The organism is Parabacteroides sp. B2-S-102, from assembly GCF_023656665.1.
GTDB classification, from domain to species: domain Bacteria; phylum Bacteroidota; class Bacteroidia; order Bacteroidales; family Tannerellaceae; genus Parabacteroides; species Parabacteroides distasonis.
This window is the reverse complement of record NZ_JAMOKM010000004.1, coordinates 270,767-296,840: the sequence shown is the minus strand read 5'-3', so window position 1 is coordinate 296,840 and position 26,074 is coordinate 270,767. Positions and strand designations below refer to the sequence as shown.

Here is a 26,074-nt window from a genome sequence, read left to right as displayed (position 1 = left end):
TGGAGAATTGAAAATTGAAAATTAATGGAAAGGAGCTTAGTGATGAAGGAGGAGAAGGTACGGTTGTTGTTTGTGTGCTTGGGGAATATATGTCGCTCTCCGTCGGCGGAGGCAGTAATGAAGAGGTTGGTGAAGGATGCGGGATTGGGAGATCGGATTGAGATCGATTCCGCCGGGATCACCGGGTATCATGAAGGAGACCGGGCGGATTCACGGATGCGGGCGCATGCGGCCCGTAGGGGATATGTGTTGGATTCGATCTCCCGTCCGGTACGTCAGTGGGACTTCCATGACTTCGATTTGATTATCGGCATGGACGACCAAAATATAACGGACTTGAAACGGATGGCTCCCGATCTGGAATCCGTCGCTAAGATACATCGGATGACTGAGTTCTCCCGGAATAAGTTGTACGATCACGTCCCGGATCCTTATTATAGCGGTGCCGAGGGTTTCGAGCTGGTCTTGGATCTATTGGAAGACGCTTGCGCCGGGTTGTTGGAATATTGTAAAGACCATTTGTCTTAAGTTCGGGGCGAAGCCGGATCAGTAAAGAGGTTGTTACGGCTATCGTTCAACTTCTTTTACTAACCATTTGATTTCGTTATCGGTAATACTTTCACGCTCTTCCTTATCATAAATATAAATGAGGTTGATAATCCCTTCGGTATCATTAACGGTATAGGTATAGGTGATGACTCGTGCGCCATGACTTTTTCCTTTGTTTTTACTGCCTATAGCCATACGGATCTTACGGATGCCACAGCCTAAATCAATTCCTGCGGAAGGGTTGCTGCTTAGCTCATTTTGTAACGCTTGAAGGTCTTGTTTTAGCGAATGATATTTCTTTGCCAATCGCTTCAGCTCTTTCAGAAAGTGCTTTTGCGGTATGATTCTATAATTCATCTATGACCTCCTGCAATGTTTTTTGATATGTGCCGTTTTTACGAGACTCTTTTACGTCGATTAAGCCTTGCCGGATTCCGGCAAGTACCTCTTCCTTACTAATATATTCAGTCTCTTCAGTCTGTGCTTCCTTTTGCTGCGCAAGACGGCGGATGGCTTCTACGGCTTTACGCATCAAGGTCTCATCTTCGGCGATGATACTGAGTTGGCGGAATAATTCTGCGTTGAGTTCTAATGCTGTCATATCTTTATCCTTCTTTTGTCTCTGGTTTTCAATGGCAAATATACGAAATAGAATCAGTTAGACAATGCTTCGGTAGTTTATTCTTGTGACTGTCTTTATTCTATTCCCGTCCCGGATCCTTATTATAGCGGCGCCGAAGGCTTCGAGCTGGTCTTGGACTTATCTATCGTAAGGTTGCTAGAATGCCCATTGTAAGATGCTTATAACTGCGATTATAAGAACCTAACAATGGGCATTCTAACAACCTCTTTTTGTGAGAGCGGCGATGACAGCCGCTCTCACTCGTGAAACCTTGCCTATCGGATTATCACTTTCTTCGTTATCTCATTGGATAGGCGGACGATATAGATACCGCTAGCCAAGCCATCTACACGACTGTCTCCGGCGGGAAGCCGTACCGTGCGGACTACGTTTCCGGTGAGGGCGATCACCTGCGCTGTCACGGAGACTGGCGTACGGATCAGCAAGGCTCCGCTCTCGGCACGGATCAAGGTAGCGTTTTCCACTTGCTCGATACCGGTTGTGGTATTTCTCACGATACCGGTGATCGCTACGGTCAGGTTGGCGGAAATATCGGCGATCGTGTACTTGCCGCTTGCGTCGGGGGTGAGGGCGTTTCCGTTCACGGTCACTACGGGGACGGACTGGTCATAGTCTGCGTCCAAGGTGAGGGTGAAGGAGAAGCCGTCGCCTTCGGTTACCGTATGCGCTCCGGCTGCCGGGGTGGTGGAGGCTCCTACCAAGGCAGGGAGGGTTACGGTATAGGTAGCGGGCTGTGGCGTAGGAGGCGTTACGGGAGGAACATAAGGCGTTACGGCAACCGGGGGCGTGGTGAGCGTCGTGGTCGTGGTCGTGCCGCCGTCTCCGGTTACGGTGGCGGTAACTAGGCAACGATACTGGCCTACGGTTCTCGTCCTGTAGGTATTCGAGGCGTTGCGCAGCTGCGAGTCATCCGGGGCGGTAGACCATGTGCCGGCCTGTGCGTTGAAAATCTGCCATAGATACGTCAAATTCATTTGGGTGCCTTCGGGGGCGGTTATGCCGGCCTCAAGCTCCGCGTAGCCGTCAGTGGATGGTATCGGGGTGCTTGCCGCTGGGTCTACCCGTTCGAGGGTGATGTTGCCGGGGAGTGTCACGGTGGGCACTCGTGCGGTAAGATCCGTGAAATGGCCCTTGTTGGTGACCGCGGTGTTGACAAGGTCGCCGGCATTCTCGCCGGGGGTGAGCGTCAATTCGTTGCCGGGCTCGATCGTGACCGCACCCAGACTGTTCGTGCCGCTCAAGGTGAGGTTGGTCTTCCCGGTCCCGGTCCCGTTGATGAGGGTGGCCGCGGAGGTTACCTCGTTGAGCTTTATTGTCATATCGGTATCGGCGGGAGGGGTGAGGGTGAGTTTGTTTATGGTCTTGCCCTCCTCTCCGTTGATCTCTCCGTTGAAGTAGTTGTCGGTACCATCATCTTGTTGGAACTTGTTCTCGTCCGTTATCGTGATCTCGCCGTTGTCTTCCGGTATGATAGGGGAGGCTTCGAGGTAGACCTGCGTGGTGCCGTTCATCACGTACCCATTGCCTTTCACGCCATCAGGCAGCGGTGTGGCTGTCCATTCGAAGGGGTTCTTCTTGCCGGGCGTGAGGTCGAGGGTAGCGCCGTCTTTCAGTTTCCACGAGATCGGGCTATCTATCACGTCGCCTCTGTCGGTGGTGAAGGTGAGCTTGGGCCATGTGGCGGCAAGATCGGCCAGTATCTCATCGGCGGTCATGATGGTGGTGATGATCTGGGTCTCGGTCGGCTGTCCTACCGCCTCTGCCAGCTCGCTCTCTTTCCATTGGGCGGTGAGGGAGAGATCGCCGATGGAGCCTTTCGCCACGGTCGCTACCGTATTCCCGTCGGCGTCTTTCCAGCCCTCGAAGGAGAGGTAGGTATTGGCGTGTGTCGGCGTAGGGAGGGTGAGATCGTCCGATACTATGGTATATTGGGTGGGGCTGCCCTGCGGGAGGGTGCCGCCGGCCGGATCGTAGGCGATCGTGTAGCGGATAAGCTCGGCCTCGGCGGTAACCGTCACCGGCTGGGCGGGCATCGTGAAGCTACGCTGTGCGGTGTAGCCCTTGTCGTTCGGTGCCAGGGTCTCCGCTGTCGTAGCGTTGCCGTTGTAGGTGATGGAGCCTTCCGTCAGTCGGTAGCCTTCCTGCGGGGCGAAGAAGAGGTCTACCTTGGTCCCGTTGTAGACGGTCTGGCCGGAGGATACGGCGGTGTACGTGCCGGCAGCGTTCATGATCATTACGTCCAGCGTCGCTCCCTCGGCGGGTTGCTGGATGGTGAGGAGGTATGGGAAGACTGGGTCGGAAGGTTGCGCCTTCGTGCTCGTCTCCGGGGCTTGCGCCATCGCCGGCTGCGCCAGCAGGACGAGCGTAGCGGCTAGCAAGGATAGGATATATCTGAATGTTCTCATATTTGTATCTGTTTTAGTGTATATAATATAATGTATGCTCTACAGGACGACCTTGATCGTTGTACCGCCTTGGCGGACGAGATAGATGCCGGAAGGAAGGGCGATCGTCGTCTCGCCGCGCAAGAGCGGCAGGTAGCACTTCAAGGTCCCGCTGACGTGGTATACGGCAACTTTCTCGGCATGGTCGGCGCTGAGGTGCAAACGTCCGTCGGCGGTCCATGCGCGGAAGCTGTTGTCCGCCGGGGTCTCGGCCAGCTCCGTACCCGTGACGATACCGTCCAGGCGGAGGCTCTTCAGCAGGGCTTGGGTGGCGGCATTGGCCACGACATAGCTCTCAAAGGGTCGCAGGGTAACCCGGTCCTTCAGCTCGAAGCGGCTGCCGTCGTCGCTGAGGACGTATATGTTTCGCATCTCCACATTGTACGAGGCCCGATTGCCCTTGAAGAGGAACACGCCCGTGTTGAGCGGCTCGGCGGGGCTGGTGGGCTCGACGGGGGAGTCGGGGCTGTCCTTGAAGAGGTAGGTATTGCCGTAATTGAGGCGCAGCGTGTCTGTCTCCGGGCCTTCGCCGGCGATCAGCACGGGGTCACCCGCAGCGAACTGCATATACAGGTTGTCGGGATCCGCCGGCTGCCAAGTCTGGTCGGTGGCGTCGGGATATCCGGTACGCACGTAGCAGGGGGTTCCCGCATCGCCGGCTAATTTGTCGGCATTATCGGCCGCTAGCGTGGTAGCCCGCCATTGGTTGCGGTTGGGGAAGAGGTGGGTGAAGCGGGCCGCTACGAGTCCTAGCACGCCGTCATCGGCGAACCGGATCTGCCCGCCGTCCTGCAGCTCGAGATCATTCACCAGTGGAAATACTCCATTTTCTCCTATCTTCCCTACCGTAAGGACACCCTTCTCGGTGACGCGCAGCCATTGGCCCGGCATGCTCGCGTCGAAGGCCGTCTCCTTGTCGATCACGATCCATGCGGGCGTGATTTCGCGCAATCCCGTGTAGCTTGTCAGCCCGTCGGGATGGGCGGCGGGGAAGGTGCTGAGGTAGGTTTGCTCCGGGTCGTCGGAGCGGTAGCCTTCCTGTTTCAAGCCCGTCGACTGATTCTCTAGGTAGAAGGAGAGCGGGTAGTTCGTGGCTATGCTCTTCATGCCTGTAATATTGAAGGTCAGACCATTCGGATTCTTCGCCGGTTCCGCCGGTTTGAGGTAGATGTAGCCAGACGGAGATTCCGGCCATGTGAGTTGGACAAGGCCCTTCACGGTGCCGCCGCCTTCGGGGTGGATGGCCTGCTCGGCGGCTGTCAGCGCCAAGGTGTTATCTGGGTCGGCGGGCGGCGAGATGAGGCAGGTGGCTCCCGTCTCTACCCGGAGCGCGTGGGTTCCGGACAGGAGGGCGTTGTAGGTGTTGTTTTGGAGCGTCACCGTCCCGCTCGCTACCGTGAGGGCCGTGCCCGTCGGGAGCTGGAAATTTACCTTGTCCAGCGTAAGCGTAGCCTCGCCCTCGGCATGGATGGTGGCGGGGATGTTGATGTAGGATGAGCTGCCGTTTGTCGTCACCGTCCCGTCGAACATCTTCTCGTCGCAGTACCATCCGTCCGCGGGGTCGAAGAAGAGGTCGATGCCGGTGCGGGTGCTGCCGTAGCCGTAGTCCTTGGAAAGGTCGAGCGGCTGCGGGGTGGGGCGGGTGGCGGTGGCGCCGGAGTATCGGCAGTATGCCCCGTCTGTCCGGAAGAAGGGGTAGTCTCCGTCTTTATAGGAAGACCCGCTGTAACGCCTGCCGGCATATAGCCGCTCGCCGTCGAGGGAGGCGGTATACCGCGTATCGGCCGCGGCGAGGAAGGCGTAACCCCAGCAGGTCCCGTCGGTCGCGAAGGTGGCCGCCGGCTCGTCGTCGCCTGCCGGGGTGACGGACAGCGTCCGGCCATCGGTCGGGGCGGTATCGAAACCCAGTTCGATAAAGCCGCTTACATAGGTGCAGAGCCCGTTCGCTTGCAGGTGGATCCGTGCGTTATCCCCGAACGTGATCGCGTCCGGCGAGGTATTGTCGTTTTTAAAGGCTGAGCCACCTGTTTTACTGATGACATGTATCTCTCCGTCCAGATGCATCCGGGCATTCTGGAAGTTGGAGATGGCGCCGATGCTGAGCGGCGCTTGGGCATAGACCGTGAGCGTACCCGTGCCCGCGGGAGATCCGTTTAGGATACCTTGGCTTATCTCCTGCGCATCGGCTACGGTCAGGGTGAGCGTGCCAAAGTTATAGATGAGGTCGCTCATGATCTCGATCCGGTTCTCCCCCTCGATCCGGAGGGTCGGTTCCGCGCCGGCCTTGATATAGAAGAGCTGGTTGAAACTTGAGGTTATGACGGCGTCTTTCAGCGTCAGCGCCGGTGGGTTGCCGCTGTCGGGATCGGCGGAGGTGAGTACGCTGTCGGAATCGGTGGAGGGGTGTATGACGAACTGCCGGCCTACCTCGGGCATCGTGCCGGTGATGGTACCGTTGAAGGGGGTGCCGGTGGTCGGGGCCTGCGTGTCGGATGCCCCTACTTTGTACACCCACGTGCCGTTTAGGTACGCGAGGTTGATGTACCAGTTATTGTTCAGGGTGCCCGGCAGGGTGGCAAGGTCGAGTGCCCCGGGAGGTTCCGCTTGCGCGCGGGCCGCTGTCGGGAGGGTGGCGATCAGTGTCGCGACACTGATCAGCAAGGCGAATATTCGCCTTGCCGGTAGGTGGATGTCATGTAATGATGTTCTCATGTTCTATGTGTATAATAGGGTTTATAAATCGGTTGTTTTTTCCGGCAGGTCCGGTAGCCCCTGTCCGGCAGGCTTGGCAGCCGTTGTCCTCGATGCTTGGCAGCCGTTGTCCGGACATGCCGGACAACGTTGTCCTCAGATCTCGTCCGGACTCTCGCTGTCGCCCCCACCGCCTTCTCCTACGATAAGGATGATGGGGAAGGTGTAGGTGCGGGGCTCTTTTACGTTACGGCTTCCGCTGTATTGCGTGGTGAGGCTCACGGTGTACTGCCCGTCGGCCAGCGTCGGCATCTGCACGATCACCTGCGAGGGCGAGTTGGCGATCACCACGGGTGCCTTCATCGGCGCGGCCCCTTCGGTGGTGGGGGTGAGGTAGACACCGATGGAGGGATCATCACCCTGTATCTTCAGGTTCACGCCGCCCAGCACGAGGGCTCCGCCGGAGCTGAGCTGCCCGTTGATGGCCTTGGAGGTGGAGTCGGTCACGGTATTGATCACCGGACCTACGGCCGCCACGCCGTTCACCACCACCTTCACCAGCTTGAGGGTCTCGCGCAAGAGCTTGCCCATGGTGTAGGTGATGCCGAGGGCGTGCTTCCCGGGTTCGAACTGCGCCTTCTCGCCCTCGAAGGCCCCCTGCACGTTGACGAGGTATTGGCCCACGCCGTCCACCACGCTCTTGCCCTCGGCGATGGCCTGCACCTTATGGCTGTCGGCCATGTCGAGGATGTTGAGGATCGTGCCGTGTTGGTACTCGGTACGCGCGGCCACGATGCGGGCGGCGATGTCCGTGTTATACAATGTCCCGGTGATGCGCGGCTTGGCGGTGTAGTCGCCCTTGCGCTCGGTGAGCAGGTTATCGTACAAGTCTGTGTTGAGAATGATTTGTTCTGCCATGGTATTCCTTTATTAAGTGATTACTGCCAGCAAAGAACGGGGTTCGGGGTAAGAATGAGAGGACAAATCCGGGAAAAAAGAGGACAGATCTCGGAAAAATGCTCATTATTGCGCCTGCCGCCGGTATTGGGCGGGGGTGACTCCCAGTATTTTCTGGAAGATACGCGAGAAGGTGCGGGAGCTGGTGAAGCCCGCGCCGACAGCGATCTCTTCCATGCTCCGGCTGTCGCCCGGCATCAACAGCTCGGTACGGGCGTGGTTCACCCGGTAGCGGTCGATGTATTCCTTGAGCGTGATGTTCAGCTTGTCCTTGATGGAGGTGGAGAGATACTTCTCGTTGGTACCGAGGGCACGTACCAGGTCTTGCCGGCTGAAATTCGGGTTGAGGAAGGGTGAGGAGCTGGCCATATAGTTTTGCGCTTGCTGGAACAACTCGTCCTCCTCGATTTCCAGCAACCCGCCGATAAGATCCTCTAGGTCCATCCGGTTGGGATCGGTATCGGCGTCGGCTTGCGGGGCGAGGTTGAGCCGTAGGTATAGTTGGTCGTACGTGTAATGGTAGTTGGCGTAGTGGATCGATACCGAGGCGTAGAAGAGGGCGAACACGAAGTTGACCGCCGTGTTATAGTAATTATTCGGGAAGAAACAGAGGCTCACGGCGGCGATGCCGATACCCAGCGCCCATAGGAAGGCACGGGTTACCCAGCGCAATTCCAGTCGCTCGGGTGATTGGGGTATCTGTTTCAGGTTACCTAGATAGATCGCCCGCTCCCGGAAGAAAAAATGCGTATAGCCCCCTAGCTGGACAAGGTATACGAGGCACGTGAGCGTACGTATCAGCAGGGGCGGGTTCCCAATATTATCCCACCATACGTCGAAACGATACGTATGGACATCCTCCCGGAAGAGACAAGCGATCGTGTAGGCTACGGTAAGCGCGATCGTAGGCATGGCGTGGAGGAGGATATTCCTCCGGGTCACGTTCTTTCCCCTGAATAAGAGGGTGAGCAGGAACGTGAACAGCAACGCTTGCGAGGCGCTGATTAGCAGGATGGGGAAGTAGAACAACTCCATGATGGTTCGCTCGTCCGTGCCGGAAGACAAGATGAAGATATGCCCTATGCCTACCAATGCCGAGGCCAAGGCGAGATACTTGCAGGCCGTCCGGTACTTGGGGATCGTGCTTTCCCGCAAGGTCTTCAGCGACAACAGCAGTCCGCTGACCAGAAGGCAGGTAAAGGCTACGATCCCTGTCGAGGCTAAGTAGAGTAGGTGGTCGTTCATGTTGGTTCGCTATTGTTTTTTCAAGTCCGGATAGCTGATTCGGGTATGGAACATGGTTTTCAGTTTGTCTACGAATACGCTCTTTATGGTCTCCACGTCCTTGAAGGTCAGGGGAGCGCTCTTTAGCAAGCCGTCGGCGATCTGCCCGTCGATGATCTTGTTCACCAAGGCGCTGATACTCTCTTCGGTATGTTCCTTCAAGCTGCGGGAGGCGGCTTCCACGGAATCGGCCATCATCAGTACGGCGGTCTCCTTCGAGAAGGGATTCGGGCCGGGGTAGGTGAATAGCTCGTCGTTAATCGGCTTGTCCGGGTATTGGTTCTTGAAAGAGTTGTAAAAATACTTCGCCTTGCCACGTCCGTGGTGCGTACGGATGAAGCTGATAACCGCCTTGGGTAACAGGGCCTTCTCGGCGATCTTCACGCCCTCGGTGACGTGGCTGATGATGATCTGCGCGCTTTGGTCGAACGATAACTGGTTATGCGGGTTCACGCTCGATTGGTTCTCGGTGAAGAAGACGGGGTTGCTCATCTTCCCGATGTCGTGATAAAGGGCGCCGGTACGTACCAGTTGGGCGTTGGCGCCGATCTTGGCGGCCGCCTCGGAAGCGAGGATGGATACCTGCAAGGAGTGCTGGAACGTGCCCGGGCAAGTCTCGCTAAGCTTCTTCAAGATCGGGTTGTTGATGTTGGACAGTTCCACCAGCGTGATGCTGGACACGTATCCGAACGTCTTCTCCAACATATATACCAATACGTAGGTGAACATCAGCAGGATGAAGTTGATACCGAAATAAAGCATCATCATCCAGTTGATCTTGTTTAAGTTCGCCTCTTGATACAACGTGAGACTGAGGTAGCAGGCGGCGTAGGAGATGAAGATGAAGACGGCGCAACGGATCAGTTGCGAACGTTCGCTCAACTCCTTCAAGCTGAACGTCACTACCATACCCGCCACGATTTGCAACAACAGGAACTCATGCGGGAAAGGTACCATCAACGAGCAGATCAGCACGATGATAAGGTGCGTGAAAAGCGCCGTCCGGGAGTCGAAGAAGGTACGTACCACGATCGGTACGATGGCGAACGGCAATATATATACGTTGAATAACGCGTAGGTAACACATAGTTCCGTAAGGATGCAGCTCACGAATATGCAGAGGATCAAGAATAGTACGTTCTTCCGGTTATGGAATATCTTCAAGCGGAAAGACCATAGGTAGAGCCAGAAACAGAACATCAGTCCGAAGACGAGCACGAATTGCCCGGCCAGTATGATGCCTTGTGTCTGCGTGCCCCCCGTCTTGGCCTCGTGTATGGCCTTTAGGGAACGGAGCACGTTGTAGGTATGGTTGTCGATGATCTCGCCCCGGTCTACGATACGCTCTCCAGCTTGTACCATACCGTTAGCGATAGATACGCTCTGTAGCATATCCTCCTTGATCTTGTCGGACATGTCGGCGGCATAGGATATGTTCTCGGTGAGGTAGTTATTGATGTCACACGATTGCAGGATCGATTTGTCCAGCCGCGGCGGGCAGTTGTTGATAATGAACTCGTAGGCGGTGCGCACGGTGAAGAAGTCGCTCACGTAGCGAGGCTGCGCGACGGCGTTCTCCAAGAGGTTGACACGGGAGTATTCCTCTTTCCGTAGCTCGTCCAGATCCTGCGACGAGATGATACCGTTCTTGTATAAGTTGATCAGGCTGCTCTCTATATACTGCATGTAAGCGGGGGATACTTTGCTTCGCAAGTTATTGCCGTTATTGTAGTTGGCACGCAGTTTCTCGACCTCTTGCTTCTGGATGTCGGGGTTCATGCGGTAATAAGGCTCGAACTTACGGAGTACGCTGTCTTTCTCCGCTTTTACCTCGTCGTCGGTCTTGTAGATCGGGAAATCGCTCGGGGCGGTGAGTAATCCATATCTCCAAGGCTTGCCCTCATAGAACTGATAACGGAATTTTCCCTCCCGAGGGAAGAAGTAGGCGATAAGTAACGCGGTCACCACGAAGTAGACCACGGTCGGTATATTGTAATTCTTCTGTTTCATATAGATTCCTTTTTGCGTCCGAAATATACGTAAAAAACTTCACTAAGCGGAAAAAAAGGCGTACTTTTGCCGCATTATTATAGAATGTAAGTATTATGACTCAAAGAAAAGTAAGAGTACGCTTCGCACCTAGTCCTACGGGGGCGCTGCATATCGGAGGTGTCCGCACGGCTTTATACAACTATTTATTCGCTAAACAGAATGGCGGTGATATGATTCTCCGTATCGAGGATACGGATTCCCAACGCTTCGTTCCCGGGGCGGAAGACTATATCATCGAGGCCTTGACTTGGCTAGGTATCAAGTTCGACGAGGGCGTGAGCTTCGGCGGCAACTACGGCCCGTATCGCCAGAGCGAGCGTCGTGAGATCTACAAGAAGTATGTCGATCAATTGCTGAACGATGGCCATGCTTATATAGCGTTCGATACGCCTGCCGAGTTGGAGGAGAAACGGAAGGAGATCGCCAATTTCCAATACGACGCCTCTACCCGTTCGCAAATGCGCAACTCGTTGACGCTTTCTCCGGAAGAGGTTCAGAGCCTGATCGAGTCAGGTCATCAGTACGTAGTTCGTGCCAAGATCGAGCCGAATGAGGATATCCACGTGAACGACTTGATCCGTGGCGAGGTCGTTATCAACTCCTCTATCTTGGATGATAAGGTATTATATAAATCGGCCGACCAATTGCCTACTTACCACTTGGCGAATATCGTTGACGACCATTTGATGGAGGTTACCCATGTGATCCGTGGTGAGGAGTGGTTGCCGAGCGCGCCGCTTCACGTATTATTATATCGTTTCTTCGGTTGGGAAGATACGATGCCTAGTTTCGCCCATCTGTCGTTGCTGTTGAAACCGGAAGGTAACGGTAAGTTGAGCAAGCGTGACGGCGATCGTCTGGGCTTCCCTGTATTCCCCTTGGAATGGCACGATCCGAAGACGGGTGATGTTTCATCGGGCTATCGTGAGAGTGGCTACTTCCCCGAGGCTGTCGTAAACTTCCTCGCTTTGCTGGGCTGGAACCCGGGTAATGACCAAGAGGTGATGAGCATGGATGATTTGATCCGTTTGTTCGACCTGTCTCGTTGCAGCAAGAGCGGCGCTAAGTTTGATTATGAGAAAGGCAGATGGTTTAACCACCACTATTTGCTGGAGAAGAGTAATACGGAGATCGCTGACCTATTCTTGCCGATCGTGGAAAGCCACGGTATCCAGACTACCCATGCTTATGTAGAGAAAGTAGTCGGCATGATGAAAGGCCGTGTCAATTTCGTGAGTGAGTTATGGGATCTTTGCTCTTTCTTCTTTATCGCCCCGACGGAGTACGATGAGAAGACTCGCAAGAAACGCTGGAAGGAAGATTCGGCTGTTCAATTGGGGGAGTTTATCGAGCAACTGCGTGCCCGTGAGCCGTTCGACGTAGAAGGTACCGAGAACGAGTGCAAGGCTTGGATCGAGAGCAAGGGATATCATTTGGGGAATATCATGAACGCCGCCCGTCTGGCCTTGGTTGGCGAGGGCAAGGGCCCCGGCATCTTTGATATTACCGAGGCTTTAGGTAAAGAGGAGTCTATCCGCCGTATCCAACGGGCTATCGAGATATTAAAATAATCATGTACAGTTTAGCAATACATCTCTACGCTTTTGTAGTCGCTTTGATCTCGCCTTTCCATAAAAAGGCGAGACTGATGCGATTCGGGCAATGGAAAACAAATTCCATACTTCGTGAGAAGATCGACCGGAACGCTAAATACATCTGGTTCCATGCCTCCTCGCTGGGCGAGTTCGAGCAAGGGCGTCCTATGATCGAGAAGATCAAGGCGGAACATCCGGAGTATAAGGTGCTGCTGACTTTCTTTTCTCCATCTGGCTATGAGGTACGGAAGAATTACAAGGGAGCGGACGTGATCTGCTACCTTCCTTTTGATACGCCTTTCCGGGTGAAGAAGTTCCTGAATCTGGCGAATCCGGCGATCGCCATATTTATCAAGTACGAGTTTTGGGGGAACTATTTGCGTGAGTTGCGGAAGCGGGGAATACCGGTTTATATCATTTCCGCTATATTTCGCCCCGACCAGCTATTTTTCCAATGGTTCGGAAAGCCGTACCGGAAGATGCTATCTTATTTTAATCATCTTTTTGTTCAGGACGAGCGTTCGATGAAACTCTTGAACGAGTTCGGCATCACGAATGTGACGGTGACCGGCGATACCCGTTTTGATCGGGTGTTGGATGTCCGGAAGCAAGCTCGTGAGCTTCCGTTTATCGAACGTTTCTTGGAAAGCAAGGAAGGTAAGAGGCCGATCGTGATGGTGGCCGGCAGTTCATGGCCTCAAGACGAGGCGATCTTTATCCCTTATTTCCATGAGCATCCGGAGATGAAGTTGATTATCGCCCCGCATGAGATTCACCGGGAACATCTCCTTTCTATCGAGGCGATGCTAAAACGTCCGTCCGTCCGTCTATCGGAGGCGCATGAGGATGATCTGGCCGATAAGGATTGCTTGATCATCGACAGTTTCGGACTCTTATCTTCCATTTATCGCTATGGACAGATCGCTTATATCGGTGGTGGTTTCGGAGCGGGTATCCACAACACGTTGGAAGCCGCCGTTTATGGGATGCCGGTCTTATTCGGCCCGAGATACCATAAGTTTAAGGAGGCGAAGGATCTGATCGCCGTAGGTGGTGGTTTCTCCATCACAGACGATTCCTCTTTCCGAACGAAGATGGACGAGTTATTGACCGACCCGACAGCCTTGGAAACCTCCGGGCAAGCTGCCGGTGATTTTGTGAAAAACAGTGTAGGAGCGACGGATCAAATCTTGCGACAAATCCATATCCGTTAATAGATAAAGCCGGGTTTGCTATTCGAGTGATTGTATGCCCAGACTCTTTTGATATAGCAATGGAATACGGATGAGATAGATGTACGGATTGGTAATTGAACAATTCGCGTTGTCTATCTCATCCGTGTTTTATTTTAATCCTCTTCAGCGAACATCGGGTCCCAAGCGGGAAGGCGAGTCGGTGTTTGTTTCAAGATCTCTTTTACTTGATCCGTGATGTACTTCTTGTTGACTACCAGACGGAACATATACTCATTAAACCATTGGTCTGTCATGATGAGGTGGCCGGCGTTCGCTCCGGGGCCCCAACTATTCTCAACCATCCATTTCTTCGGCTTTCCATTCGCGTCGAGATCAACAGCCATCAAGGTCATGGCGTGTGAGGAACCGCTGGCGAATGTCTGGATACGTTGTTTCTTATCCATGCCGAAAGTCGTACCCATCAGTGAACCGTAATCGTAGAAGTTTACATCCAGAATGCCTCTGTCACGATCGAAGAACTTGCCCACGTCGCAAGAGAAATACATCATGGTACTGTCCTTGATGGAAGCGATAGCCATTTGTTTGATATCCTCGATCGGAAGGTTTACGTAAGTCCAGTTCTTGCCATCGTAAGCGTGGCGGTCGTAATCGATCTCATACAACTTATAATAATCGCGGCTCGGATCGTTCATCAACATGACATAGTTGTTTTTCAAATCGTCCCCGATATATTCTTGGAAGAAGGACTGAGGCGTATATTCCTTCGTCTCTACCGGATTCCCTTTAGCGTCTTTGCGAGTCCACGTGAATTTCGTAGGCGGCTCTCCCAAGTTCAATACGAGCATACGGTAAATCGTACCTAGCATCTCTGTTTTCTTTTTCTCCAGATCCGCTACGGTCGTGCCTTTGGTCGTAGACAGGTCGCGAAGTTGCAAGCCGTATTCTTTCAGCTTTAATCCGATCAGGTTGCTCATGCGTCCGGTACTGTTGCTACTGTTGGTCTCTACCATGACCTCGGCGGGAACCACGCCATACTTGGTCAAGATATCGGAGACACCCGTGAACTGCCCTCCGTCTCCGATCGGGTTCTTGAACAGCCATTCCACCATCTTGTCGTCCATCGGTTTCAGACGAGTATCGATGATGCCCTGTAAGAAAAGGTTCGCTTTCTCCAATTGATCCCAGAAGAAAGAATAATTCTGGGAGAATTGGAATTCACCCATGTCGTATTTATGGATCGCCTGCGCACGGAATACGTTCAATCCCGTGAAAAGCCAGCAACGGCCCGAGGAACGTTGGTTGGAGATCCCTTTGCTCTCTACCTTATTGGAGAAGTAAGTATCCAAATTGTTCTTGCTCTCCCCATTAACGGCAAGCTTGTTGATGTCGTTATTGGTGATCGCGTTACGGATCGCCTTATCGGCCGGCGTTCCTTGATAAGACTGTTTGATTTGCTGCAACATCGTGGGTGAGATGCCTCCACCGCTTTGTTGTCCGTGAGCCGATAGCGTGATGCCTAAAGCCAAGGCCGCTATCCATAAATTGTTTTGTTTCATGATATGTAAGTTGATTAATAAATTATGTTATTTCTTTTTAGGCCATACCAGACCGTCTTGCCGGATATTCCATACCGTACCGTCCGATGTGGGTAGCGATATCTCGTACATAGAAGGTGTCGTATGTATTTCCAGTTGATTGGCGATCTCTTGCGGGCATAGCTCGTTTGCCTTCAAGTCGTTGATGTTATCGGCATAATGCCCGAAGGTCGCAGCGAACTCATTCTGACGGTAATATAAATTACGCAAGATCCATTTCGTCTCCTCCGAAGGATGTTTTACGAAAGGAGTCTCACCTTCTCCCGCAATCTTATCCGATATTTGTACATAACCCCAGTATTCGGGCATATGGATATTGATTACCCCGGTAGGAGCCCATACCCAGTTGTACTCGCGAATCTTATCCTCTCCTTGGATAGGGACTTTCACGTATTTACCGTCTTTCACGTCCGTTGTCCATTCCACACGGGAGAAGTTCACACGGATCTGCTCGCCGATTTCCGGCTTTTCTTTTCCTCTGTCCATTTGGAATACGGAAGTCCAAGGAATGAACACCTCTACGCTCCATGATTTATCCGTGTCTTTCGGGTTATTCAGCGTACCGTCCACATAAACAGCGGATTTCATTCCAGCGAACTCCCAGTTATTCAATACTTGCGGATTATCCCGGTAGGGGCGGGTTAAGAACAAGTCCCATTCCGTACCTAAGGCGTTCACCTCGTACTCCAGATAATTATGGGTGTCGTTCGTAGGATTCAGGAAGATCTCGAAGTCGTTGTCATGGAAGATCACGGCGTCGTGTTCCGTGATGGTCGCCCATACGTGCGGCTCCTCCATAAGGACGGCGAAGTACATTCCGTTATCATCGTAAGTCATCTTGGCCCGGGTCTGGAAGTGAGGGGCCGGGCGTTTGTCGCCTTCGATATCCACGAAGTCGCTGGTCCAAGGTATCGCGTCCCATTCCCCGGGAGAAAGCTTTCCGTCGATCTTGATAGGAGCGGGGGCCTTGTAGCAAACATACGTCGGCGGATTGAACGGTGGTTGCGGCATATACGTGATGTCCGGTTTTTGCGTACTGGGTTTCTGTGCGCAAGAAAGCAATAAGAGTGCCGCCAATGGCGCTGTCGTTAAAATCGTTTTTCTCATGTGCGTTTATTTTTAGATCGTTTGATAAATAGATTTTTATTGAAGTAAGTCCATCGCCGCGTCCAACCATGTATTTATATCGTCCGGATAATGTTGGTCGGCGGTATAAGTATCGCTGCGTTTGTGCCCGAGTCTTACGATCACGGCGTTCTTTTCCGGGAGCGTGAAGACGTATTGCCCCAAGATTCCTCTCATATAAGGGATCTTCATCCCTTTGTAATCGAGAATCCAGTATTGGAATCCGTAACAATGGTTGGGTTTGCCGAGATCCTTATAGACAAGACGGGTATCGGGGCTTGTCGCTTCCGCCAGATAAGCGGGAGAGATCAATTGCTGGCCATCCCATTGACCGTTGTTGAGTAATAATTGTCCGAAGCGGGCGAAATCACGGGCGTTACTGTTGAAACAGCAATAGGCTTTTTCCATGCCGTCCTTCCGGTCGAGGCTCCAAAGGGCGCTTTCCTCGGCGTGCATCGGAGTCCATAGTTTGCGGGATACATAATCGCTGAGTTTCTCCCCGGTAGCCTTCTCTACGATAAAGCCCAGCAGTTGTGTCACGCCGCTTTGGTAGATAAAGTTTACGCCGGGCTCGTCGATCTCTTTCATCCCGAAGGCGATTTCCTGTAGGTCATCGCCATAATACAACTGGGTGGTAGGAGAGAAAGGAGAGCTGTAAGCCTCGTCGAAATCCACGCCGGCGCTCATGGTCAGCAAATGGCGAAGCGTTAGGGCTTTTCCGTCGTATCCCTTGAATTCCGGGAAAAAGTCGCTTACCGGTTGATCGACATTGCGGATAAATCCATCGTCGATAGCACAGCCGATCGCTAACGAGACGATGCTTTTCGCCATCGAGAAGGAATTGCTATGCGATTCTGGGGAATAATCTTCCCAATATTGCTCGAATAGCAGTCGATTGTCTTGGATGATTACATAGGCAACCGTACCCAGTTCCTCAAACCGGGGAAGATAACGCTCTGGAATACTTTTCGTATTGTAAGCTTCCGATAGTTCCCAAGGGCGGGGCGAACCTGCCTGTACGACCCGGTTCTCGAAAATCGGATATTGATCGATCTTGGGTAATAAATGAGTAAGCGCTCTGCGCAAATAATAATTGGAGGGTAACGCTAGATACCCTCCGATTCCTACTATAAAAATAAACACTATCCATCTCACGCTTCGAGACAAATAGTGTTTATTGTTTTGAATTCCTTTATTTGAATTATTTTTCATGTAACCACTTTTTGCCTGAAGGGGTATACGTGTAAATTAAGCCTATTAGGCAAATAATCCCGACAACTCCAAGAAAGATTACTAACTCCATATTATTGTCCTTTTTTTCATAGATACAAATATATGGTTTATAATTCAAATAATCAAATACATGTCCTTATTCTTTATACCAAGAAGAATACATATGGTAGTTTTTGGCTATTTTCTGGTTGATCTCTTTCGCTTGCTCGGGATCAACCTTCTTGACGAACTTAGCGGGAACTCCGGCGTAGATACTGCCCGGCTCGACGATCGTCTTGCTTAATACTACGGAACCTGCGGCGATGATCGCTCCCTCGCCTACTACGGCGTGATCCAATACCACGGAGCCCATTCCGATCAAAGCGCCATTGCAAATCTTCGCCCCGTGAATCGTTACGTTATGGCCGATGGATACATCATCGCCGATCTCGATTGTCGATTTCTCATATAAGGTGTGAAGGACGGAACCATCCTGTACGTTCACGCCGTTGCCGATGCGAATCGAGTTCACGTCGCCGCGAAGCACGGTGCCAAACCAGATACTGCAACCTTCACCGATCTCTACGTCACCTATAATCGTGGCGTTGTCTGCTAAAAAAGTGTCTTTACCGATCTTCGGGGTAAAGCCACGAACGGATTTAATTAATGCCATTTTTAGTTGTTTAAATTTCTGTTGTTTTCTCTTTCAGCCAAGCTTTCTCCTCCTCGTTCAAGAACGGGCTGATCTTGTCGTAGACCATTTGGTGGTACTTGTTCAGCCAAGCGTGCTCACGGACAGAGAGCATGGGGATGATAATCAAGCTCGTGTCGATGAAACAAAGTGTCAGCGTATCGAATCCTAGGAATTTCCCGAATTCCGTCTCGCTGTCCTCACGTACCAAGATCATGTTCTCCGTACGGATACCGTATTCGCCGGTACGATACATGGCCGGCTCGTCGCTGATCACCATTCCGGGCTTCAAGGTCACCGGGTTCTCCTCCATGCGGATGCTTTGGGGGCCTTCGTGTACGTTTAGGCAATGGCCGATACCGTGACCGGTTCCGTGCAAGTAATTGATTCCGGAATCCCATAGCGCTTTACGGGCAAGGATATCGATCTGGGAACCTCGTGTACCGGCGGGAAACTTGCTTTTCGCCAAGCTGATCGTACCTTTCAATACACGGGTGAAATCCTTTTTCATCTGCTCCGTCGGTTCTCCAAGGGCGATCGTGCGGGTGATATCCGTCGTACCGTCCAGATATTGCGCGCCGGAATCGATCAAAAGCAATCCTTCCGGCTTCAAGGTCGCATCCGTTTCCGGCGTAGCGGAGTAATGAACGATCGCTCCATGCTCGGCGTAGCCGCAGATCGTGCCGAAGCTATCCATGATGTATTGCGGTTGTTCCGCACGTAAGGCTGTCAGCTTCTCGGCGGCGCTGATCTCTGTAACTTGGGTTCCTTCCGCCATTTGTTTCTCCAGCCAGATATAGAATTTTGTCAAGGCGACACCATCTTTTACCACGGCGTTTTGGAAGCCCTTGATCTCGGTCTCGTTTTTGATACTCTTCAAGTGGTTGGCGGGAGAGATCCCTTCCACGATCGTACAGTTTCCCGGGATCGCATCGTATAAGGAGACGTTCGTCTTGTTCATATCCACGAATACCCGGCTGTTTTCCGGTAGGCGGGACAGATATCTCTGGATCATGGAGTATTCGGCCAGCGTAACCCCTTCTTTCTTCAAATGCTCGGTGATCTCGGCGGTCAGCTTCTCCGGCTTGATGAAAAGCACGCTCTCATCCTCCGATACAAAGGCGTAGCTGACTACGACCGGGTTATAGGTCACGTCCGTACCCCGGATATTGAATGTCCACGCGATCTCGTCTAAGGCGGCGAGGATCAAGCAGTCGGCGCCCTCGCTCCGCAACTGGTTATTGATTAGGTCTAGTTTCTCGTGCACGGAGGCTCCGCTTAATGCTTCCGGCATCTCAAATATCGGGTTTCCGGGAACGGCGGGACGGTCCTTCCAGATACCCTCGATCAGGTCGGCCGAGGTATCCAGCTTGATTTCTTTACGGCTTAGTTTATTTGCCAAGGCACTCGCTTCGGCGGCGCTATAGGTTTGCCCGTCCAGCCCTACGGCCTGTCCGGCGTGTAACTCATGCAAGAGGAATTCCGTGATAGACGGTGTCTCCGGAAGCGCCAACTTATAGAGTTCGATACCGGAACCTTCCAGCTGGCTGGCCGCTTGCAGGAAATACCGGGAATCGGTCCATAAGCCCGCCTTGTCCGCGGTGACCACGATCGTTCCCGCCGAGCCGGTGAAGCCGGATATCCATTCTCTCGATTTCCAGCGATCGGCCGGATACTCGCTTAGGTGCGGGTCGGAACTGGGTATGATGTAAGCGTCAACCTTCTGTTGCCTCATAGCCTCCCGTAGGGCGGCGATACGTTCAGGAATGTTTGTTTTCATCGCATTTTATTTTAGTCAACATTAATACTCGCAAAGTTAATGAATTATTTTGGATTTGTCTCGCCGGAAACCGGCTCTTCTACCTTATAATATAGATGGGAAGTACCCAGCTTTTCCCACCGCAGTTTCCCTTCCTCTACCAGCCGCCGCAAGTCGAGGGAAGCCTTACTTCTGGAGCATCCGCAGAGCGACATATACTTCTTCTGGTGGATAAAAGGGTTCGTCTCCAGATAACGGAATACCTCTTGCTCGCATTCCTTGGCGGAGGGATACGCGGGATCGCTAACCGTGTACTCGTCACGAAACACCGGCATGGTCTTCAGCCGGTCTCTTAGTTCCTTGGACGATCTGAACTTCACGTCCTTGAAATGGATGGATTCCGCCCGGATCTCATTCTTTTCCATCACGGGCCGGCTTTTCAGTGAGACGCTGAAAGTACCGATCCCCTCTAGCTCCACGTTATAACCGAACATGAGGAAGTCCACCATCATGTCTTGGAAAAGCTGCAAGATCCCTTTCATATCCGCGGGAGAGAAAGAAGACCGGGACTTCGCTCTGCTGATGAACTCATCCGTATGTATCGTCCCGCAAGAGACCAAACGAGGATGTAGGGGTAATGACTTCCCGGATTCCTCTGGATTCGGGTTGGGATTTCTGACTAACTTGTAATTTGCTGACATCTGTGCTGTGTTTAAATGGTTATAGATCTTTTGTCCGATTTTTCTAGATCGCTTACTCGTTTTTATAGGCGAGCTTAGCGGTTTCTTCAAGAAGAATTCATCTTTCAACAGCCGTTGCATGATCATGCACCAACTGTTGGACGATCATCTACCATCTGTTGGATGATTGTCCAACAGATGGTAGATGATGAATACTTCAGCTTCAAAGGTACAATATATAAAAGAGAAAAGGGTAAGGATTCCGGATAAAAGAGCTAAAGGTTATGATAAACGTGTATGGGCTCACAGCCTTGTGGTCCACAACCTTGTGAACCGATCCCTTTAAATCAAGTTAAAGATAAGGCACCCAATAGATATCAAGGAATAATTTGCTAACTTTGTAGAAACAAATAAGAAGTGCCATGAGGAATCTGCTTTATCTTTTTGTCTTTGCGGCTCTGCTTCTCGGTTTGAGCGCATGTTCTTCTTATTATTATTCGATGTTGAACTCGAATGACCCCGTCGGGGAGAAGAATGAGAGAGGTGATTTTGTGCAGGAAAACGATACGGTACGTATCTCTTATCGTTTCTGGGGAGAGAACGCCCCGGTTACTATTACCATTTATAATAAATTGGATGAACCCTTGTATGTGGATTGGGGGCGGTCGGCGCTGATTATCGATGACGTGGCTACCACCTACGATCCGAAAGTGGCCTCGGTGAGAGGCGAGAGCTCTAGCGTGGCATCCGGTAGCTCCTTTCATTGGAGCGATAGGAGCAGCAGCGGGTGGAGCTACTCGGAAGGTTCCTTCTCCGGTGATGTGAGTTTGCCGAAGGGCGTTGAGTTTATCCCGCCGCATTCCAAATTAGTCAATACGCCTTTGCAATTAGCCAACTTCCCGTTTAACGAGATCCCGAAGGAAGAGTATGTAAAGGAGCAAATGACAACGAAAGCAAACACCACCGTAAATATCCGAGTGAAGGATTTTACGGAAGAAGATTCTCCGCTGAGATTCCGTAGCTACCTGACGTTGTTCGCCGGAGGGACCAATGGGAAGCCCTTGAAGCATTCCTCTTTTGAGCGGAACTTCTATCTGGCGAAATTGATCAAGGTCGGCGACGTGGCTCCCCAGTATTTCGATGAGGGACAGCAGCAATCCGGCGATTTCTTTTACGTGAAAGAGACTCATGGGGCTACGGCAGGCCTTGTCGTAGGGGCGATAGCGGTTACCGCCGCAGGGGTGGCGATAGAAGCTACGCTGGGTCCCGTGAACTATTAATATATTCATATCGAATGATACAAACTCTATCTGATTTAAAGACCGTGCGTTTCAACGAGCAAGCGGACGGTGTGATCATTTTGGACCAAACTCTGCTGCCGGGTAAGGAAGCGTATCTGACCCTTACCACTGCCGAGGAGATATGGGATGCCATCTATAAATTAAAGGTACGTGGAGCGCCTGCTATCGGGGTAGCGGCCGCTTATGGTATCTATGTCTGCGCCCGTCGGATCGATACGGCGGAGAAATCCGTTTTCGTGAATGAGTTTCGGAAGATCAAGGAGTATCTGGCCGGTTCCCGTCCGACAGCGGTGAATCTGGTGGCGGCGCTGAACCGGATGGAGCGGGTATTGGTCGCTCATCCAACCTTGTCTGTCCCGGAATGGAAAGAGCTATTATATAAGGAAGCGATCGCGATCCGGGAGGAAGACGCCGCCGCTTGCCGGCAGATCGGCGAGAACTGTCTGGAGCTACTCCGTCCCGGGATGGGAATCCTTACGCATTGCAACGCCGGACATCTGGCGGTCTCGGAGTATGGCACCGCCTTGGCGCCGATTTATCTGGGGCAGGAGAGAGGTTATGGTTTCAAGGTCTTCGCCGACGAGACCCGTCCTTTGTTGCAAGGCGCCCGGCTCACGGCCTATGAGTTAAGCAGGGCCGGCGTGGACGTGACGCTGATTTGTGATAATATGGCCTCTATCGTCATGCGGAAAGGCTGGGTGCATGCCGTGGTCGTAGGTTGCGACCGTGTAGCCGCCAATGGCGACGTGGCGAATAAGATCGGCACGTCCGGAGTGGCTATCTTGGCCCGGCATTACAAGATCCCCTTCTATGTATTAGGCCCGACATCCACCATCGATGGCTCGTGCCCGGACGGCGATTCCATTGTAATAGAGGAACGTAACCCCGATGAGGTCACCGAGATGTGGTATTCAAGGCGTATGGCCCCGAAAGACGTAAAAGTCTACAACCCCGCCTTCGACATTACTCCCCACGAGCTAATCACGGCTATAATTACGGAGAAAGGCATCTTTTATAAAAATAATCGCTGAAAGTTTTGCTAATCCCGAAACAATCAGTAATTTTGCCGCTCAATTTGAGGATATAAATAATTAAACAATATAACAATTTAAATTATGATCGTAGTTCCATTAAAAGAAGGCGAAAACATCGAGAAGGCGCTTAAGAAATTCAAGAGAAAGTTCGAGAAAACAGGTGTAGTCAAGGAATTGAGAGGCCGTCAGGCTTTCGAGAAACCGTCTGTTACGAAGAGAAAGCAGACTATGCGTGCTATCTACGTACAGCATTTGCAACAAGTAGAAGAATAATTATAGCTTCCGGGCTTGTTTTATTGAATTCTTATTCCTATTTTCGTTGCATGAATGTTGATGCAACGAGAATATGCTGATCGATGACTTTCTAAACTATCTCCGGTATGAGCGGAACTATTCCGATTATACGATTGGTGCCTATTCGAAAGATTTGGACCAATTCCAGAGGTATGTAAGAGAGCATCGAGAAGGTGTATTCGATCCCGGGGAAATCGACTCGGATTTCGTGAGAAGCTGGATCGTCAGTTTGATGGACGAGAAGCTTTCTCCCGTATCGGTAAACCGGAAATTAAGTTCTTTGAAATCTTTTTTTAAGTTTCTCATGAAACGGGGGATTGTCTCCGCGAATCCGTTGAGATTGGTGAGCGGTCCGAAAACGAAGAAACCCTTACCTTATTTTATTAAGGATAGCGAGTTGGAGGCGTTGTTGGACGGGGACGGATTTGATGAGGATTTTGAAGGTGTGAGGAATCGGTTGGTCATTGAGATGCTATACGATACCGGGATGCGCCGCTCAGAGTTAATCGGCATACGAAACGTGGATGTGGATTATGAGGCGATGCAGGTCAAGGTAACCGGAAAGCGGAACAAGCAGCGGTTGATTCCTTTTGCGGAGGGTTTAAAAAACTTAATGCTTGCATACACGGAAGTCCGTGATCGTGAGGTTGAAGCAGCCGGTGAATGGTTTTTCGTTCGAAAGAACGGGAACCAGTTGTCGACGGGGATTGTTTATAATATAGTAAAAAAGCAATTGTCGGAGATACCCATGCTGGCGAAACGAAGTCCACACGTGTTACGACATTCATTTGCAACGAGTATGTTAAACAACGGAGCCGAGCTGAACGCTGTGAAAGATTTATTAGGTCATAGCAGTTTAGCGTCTACGAGTGTTTACACGCATACAACCTTTGAGGAATTAAAAAAAGTGTATCATGCTCATCCAAGAGCAAAAAAAGAAGGAGGTTATTATGGACGTTAGAATTCAAGCAATTCATTTCGACGCAACTGCACAGTTGGAGGCGTTTATTCAGAAGAAAGTTTCTAAATTGGAGCAATACTTCGATGGTATTATATTGGCAGAGGTTACATTGAAGGTGGTTAAGCCTGAGACGGTGAAGAACAAGCAAGCCAGTATAATGTTGTCCGTGAAGAACGGGGAATGTTTCGCTGATAAAATAAACGATACTTTCGAAGGGGCGATAGACGATTGTGTTGAGGCTTTGGAGAAGCAACTGGTTAAATTCAAAGAAAAAATCAGAGCCAAATAAAAAAAACGGTAGATAAATTTGGTATGTAAGAAATAATATCTAAATTTGCAGCCGTTTCGCCGTGGTGACGAAACGGCTGCTTTTAGAAGTATCGCCTCTTTAGCTCAGTTGGCCAGAGCACGTGATTTGTAATCTCGGGGTCGTTGGTTCGAATCCGACAAGAGGCTCAAAAGAATGTATTGGAATGGGCAGTTACCAGAGTGGCCAAATGGGGCTGACTGTAACTCAGCTGGCTTTCGCCTTCGGTGGTTCGAATCCATCACTGCCCACACGAATGAAACAAAGGAGAGAATCGGTTGGTTCATTCGGTCTTGCGGAAGTAGCTCAGTTGATAGAGCATTAGCCTTCCAAGCTGAGGGTCGCGGGTTTGAGCCCCGTCTTCCGCTCTTATAAGTTGCCTGTGTAGCTCAGCGGTAGAGCACTTCCTTGGTAAGGAAGAGGTCCCGAGTTCAAGTCTCGGCACCGGCTCAATTGAAAATTGAACATGATCATTAATCAAATAAAGAACAATTAAGTTATGGCAAAAGAGAAATTTGACAGATCGAAACCACATGTGAACATTGGTACGATTGGTCACGTTGACCACGGTAAAACAACTTTGACAGCTGCTATCACAACAGTATTGGCAAAGAAAGGTCTTTCAGAGTTGCGTTCATTCGATTCTATCGACAACGCTCCTGAAGAAAAAGAGAGAGGTATCACAATCAACACTTCTCACGTAGAGTATCAGACTGCAAACCGTCACTATGCTCACGTAGACTGTCCGGGTCACGCCGACTACGTAAAGAACATGGTAACTGGTGCTGCTCAGATGGACGGTGCTATCATCGTAGTTGCTGCTACTGATGGTCCTATGCCTCAAACTCGCGAGCACATCCTTTTGGCTCGTCAGGTAAACGTTCCGAGATTGGTTGTATTCATGAACAAGTGTGACATGGTTGACGACGAGGAAATGTTGGAATTGGTTGAGATGGAGATGAGAGAGTTGCTTTCATTCTATCAATTCGACGGTGACAACACTCCGATCATCCGTGGTTCTGCTCTTGGTGCATTGAACGGTGATGCTCAATGGGAAGATAAAGTAATGGAGTTGATGGAAGCTTGTGATACTTGGATTCCTCTGCCTCCGCGCGAAATCGACAAGCCGTTCTTGATGCCGGTTGAGGACGTATTCTCAATCACGGGTCGTGGTACTGTTGCTACAGGTCGTATCGAGACAGGTATTGTTAAGGTTGGTGAGGAAGTTCAGATCATCGGTCTTGGCGCTGCTGGTAAGAAATCTGTTGTTACAGGTGTTGAGATGTTCCGTAAGTTATTGGATCAAGGTGAGGCTGGTGATAACGTTGGTTTGTTGCTTCGCGGTATCGATAAGAATGAGATCAAGCGTGGTATGGTAATCTGCCACCCGGGTCAGGTTAAAGAGCATTCTAAGTTCAAGGCTGAGGTTTATATCTTGAAGAAAGAGGAAGGTGGTCGTCACACTCCGTTCCACAACAAATATCGTCCTCAGTTCTATATCCGTACATTGGATGTAACTGGTGAGATCACTTTGCCGGAAGGAACTGAAATGGTAATGCCGGGTGATAACGTAACGATCGAGGTTGAGTTGATCTATCCGGTAGCATGTAGCGTAGGTCTTCGTTTCGCTATCCGCGAGGGTGGACGTACAGTAGGTGCAGGCCAGATCACAGAATTAGAGAACTAATTCAAGCATTAGATAAT

22 protein-coding genes and 4 tRNA genes are annotated in these 26,074 nt (G+C 51.5%); 13 read left to right on the top strand and 13 right to left on the bottom strand.

What is annotated here, in order from left to right:
- The first annotated feature begins 24 nt into the window (after positions 1-24).
- Positions 25-528 carry a low molecular weight protein-tyrosine-phosphatase gene (locus NBH07_RS08125; RefSeq protein WP_009018008.1) on the top strand — a complete coding sequence of 168 codons (504 nt, stop codon included), beginning with the start codon at positions 25-27 and terminating at the stop codon, positions 526-528.
- A 39-nt stretch (positions 529-567) separates the two neighbouring features.
- On the opposite strand, the gene NBH07_RS08120 is transcribed toward NBH07_RS08125, so the two are convergent.
- The 7 genes from NBH07_RS08120 to NBH07_RS08090 form a co-directional block, all read right to left on the bottom strand.
- On the bottom strand, positions 568-906 hold the full coding sequence (locus tag NBH07_RS08120; RefSeq protein ID WP_009018009.1) for a type II toxin-antitoxin system RelE/ParE family toxin: 339 nt from the start codon (positions 904-906) through the stop codon (positions 568-570).
- Positions 896-1,150: a hypothetical protein gene (locus NBH07_RS08115; RefSeq protein ID WP_009275598.1), complete on the bottom strand. Its 255-nt coding sequence runs from the start codon at positions 1,148-1,150 to the stop codon at positions 896-898. Before NBH07_RS08115 ends, NBH07_RS08120 begins: the two co-directional genes overlap by 11 nt.
- A gap of 296 nt (positions 1,151-1,446) precedes the next feature.
- Positions 1,447-3,597 (bottom strand): T9SS type A sorting domain-containing protein, encoded by a 2,151-nt coding sequence (locus tag NBH07_RS08110; protein WP_009018011.1) that lies wholly within the window; start codon positions 3,595-3,597, stop codon positions 1,447-1,449.
- Positions 3,598-3,636: 39 nt separating this feature from the next.
- The gene (locus NBH07_RS08105) at positions 3,637-6,348 is read right to left on the bottom strand and encodes a hypothetical protein (protein WP_156682528.1); all 2,712 of its coding nucleotides are present in this window, start codon (positions 6,346-6,348) and stop codon (positions 3,637-3,639) included.
- 135 nt (positions 6,349-6,483) lie between these two features.
- Positions 6,484-7,245 carry a DUF4469 domain-containing protein gene (locus NBH07_RS08100; protein WP_008773685.1) on the bottom strand — a complete coding sequence of 254 codons (762 nt, stop codon included), beginning with the start codon at positions 7,243-7,245 and terminating at the stop codon, positions 6,484-6,486.
- 105 nt (positions 7,246-7,350) lie between these two features.
- On the bottom strand, positions 7,351-8,529 hold the full coding sequence (locus NBH07_RS08095; RefSeq protein ID WP_005854148.1) for an AraC family transcriptional regulator: 1,179 nt from the start codon (positions 8,527-8,529) through the stop codon (positions 7,351-7,353).
- Between the two features lie 9 nt (positions 8,530-8,538).
- Complete coding sequence (locus tag NBH07_RS08090; RefSeq protein ID WP_009018013.1) at positions 8,539-10,578, bottom strand: HD family phosphohydrolase; 2,040 nt, start codon at positions 10,576-10,578, stop codon at positions 8,539-8,541.
- 95 nt (positions 10,579-10,673) lie between these two features.
- Here NBH07_RS08090 and gltX point away from each other — a divergent pair, with 95 nt between their 5' ends.
- A complete protein-coding gene (gene gltX, locus NBH07_RS08085) occupies positions 10,674-12,191 on the top strand; it encodes a glutamate--tRNA ligase (protein WP_005854152.1) in 1,518 nt (505 codons plus the stop codon).
- Between the two features lie 2 nt (positions 12,192-12,193).
- Positions 12,194-13,429, top strand: a complete 1,236-nt coding sequence (locus NBH07_RS08080; protein ID WP_008773682.1) for a 3-deoxy-D-manno-octulosonic acid transferase — start codon at positions 12,194-12,196, stop codon at positions 13,427-13,429.
- Between the two features lie 134 nt (positions 13,430-13,563).
- Here NBH07_RS08080 and NBH07_RS08075 read toward each other — a convergent pair whose 3' ends face one another.
- The 6 genes from NBH07_RS08075 to NBH07_RS08050 form a co-directional block, all read right to left on the bottom strand.
- Positions 13,564-14,967: a C1 family peptidase gene (locus tag NBH07_RS08075; protein ID WP_048927520.1), complete on the bottom strand. Its 1,404-nt coding sequence runs from the start codon at positions 14,965-14,967 to the stop codon at positions 13,564-13,566.
- Between the two features lie 27 nt (positions 14,968-14,994).
- A complete protein-coding gene (locus tag NBH07_RS08070; protein ID WP_008773681.1) occupies positions 14,995-16,113 on the bottom strand; it encodes a carbohydrate-binding family 9-like protein in 1,119 nt (372 codons plus the stop codon).
- A 36-nt stretch (positions 16,114-16,149) separates the two neighbouring features.
- Entirely contained in the window at positions 16,150-17,343 is a 1,194-nt protein-coding gene (locus NBH07_RS08065) for a serine hydrolase domain-containing protein (RefSeq protein WP_087342498.1), read from the bottom strand.
- A gap of 157 nt (positions 17,344-17,500) precedes the next feature.
- Positions 17,501-18,016: a gamma carbonic anhydrase family protein gene (locus tag NBH07_RS08060; RefSeq protein ID WP_005854163.1), complete on the bottom strand. Its 516-nt coding sequence runs from the start codon at positions 18,014-18,016 to the stop codon at positions 17,501-17,503.
- A gap of 10 nt (positions 18,017-18,026) precedes the next feature.
- A complete protein-coding gene (locus tag NBH07_RS08055; RefSeq protein WP_087342501.1) occupies positions 18,027-19,814 on the bottom strand; it encodes an aminopeptidase P family protein in 1,788 nt (595 codons plus the stop codon).
- 44 nt (positions 19,815-19,858) lie between these two features.
- Positions 19,859-20,494 (bottom strand): HU family DNA-binding protein, encoded by a 636-nt coding sequence (locus tag NBH07_RS08050; protein WP_005867237.1) that lies wholly within the window; start codon positions 20,492-20,494, stop codon positions 19,859-19,861.
- 401 nt (positions 20,495-20,895) lie between these two features.
- Between NBH07_RS08050 and NBH07_RS08045 the strand changes: the two genes are divergently transcribed.
- The 10 genes from NBH07_RS08045 to tuf all read left to right on the top strand — a co-directional run bounded on the left by NBH07_RS08045 (position 20,896) and on the right by tuf (position 26,057).
- Complete coding sequence (locus NBH07_RS08045; protein WP_008773678.1) at positions 20,896-21,753, top strand: hypothetical protein; 858 nt, start codon at positions 20,896-20,898, stop codon at positions 21,751-21,753.
- A 14-nt stretch (positions 21,754-21,767) separates the two neighbouring features.
- On the top strand, positions 21,768-22,805 hold the full coding sequence (mtnA, locus tag NBH07_RS08040; protein WP_009018018.1) for an S-methyl-5-thioribose-1-phosphate isomerase: 1,038 nt from the start codon (positions 21,768-21,770) through the stop codon (positions 22,803-22,805).
- Between the two features lie 84 nt (positions 22,806-22,889).
- A complete protein-coding gene (rpsU, locus tag NBH07_RS08035; protein ID WP_005854174.1) occupies positions 22,890-23,081 on the top strand; it encodes a 30S ribosomal protein S21 in 192 nt (63 codons plus the stop codon).
- 73 nt (positions 23,082-23,154) lie between these two features.
- Positions 23,155-24,063, top strand: a complete 909-nt coding sequence (locus tag NBH07_RS08030) for a tyrosine-type recombinase/integrase (RefSeq protein ID WP_156682527.1) — start codon at positions 23,155-23,157, stop codon at positions 24,061-24,063.
- On the top strand, positions 24,053-24,352 hold the full coding sequence (gene hpf, locus NBH07_RS08025; protein ID WP_008778704.1) for a ribosome hibernation-promoting factor, HPF/YfiA family: 300 nt from the start codon (positions 24,053-24,055) through the stop codon (positions 24,350-24,352). Before NBH07_RS08030 ends, hpf begins: the two co-directional genes overlap by 11 nt.
- A gap of 93 nt (positions 24,353-24,445) precedes the next feature.
- Positions 24,446-24,519, top strand: a tRNA-Thr gene (locus NBH07_RS08020).
- Positions 24,520-24,538: 19 nt separating this feature from the next.
- A tRNA-Tyr gene (locus tag NBH07_RS08015) sits at positions 24,539-24,621 on the top strand.
- A gap of 44 nt (positions 24,622-24,665) precedes the next feature.
- Positions 24,666-24,738 (top strand) — tRNA-Gly (locus NBH07_RS08010).
- A 10-nt stretch (positions 24,739-24,748) separates the two neighbouring features.
- Positions 24,749-24,820: transfer RNA gene (locus NBH07_RS08005), tRNA-Thr, on the top strand.
- Positions 24,821-24,869: 49 nt separating this feature from the next.
- Positions 24,870-26,057, top strand: coding sequence for an elongation factor Tu (tuf, locus tag NBH07_RS08000; protein ID WP_005854209.1), 1,188 nt, complete (start codon positions 24,870-24,872; stop codon positions 26,055-26,057).
- The last annotated feature ends 17 nt before the right edge of the window (positions 26,058-26,074 follow it).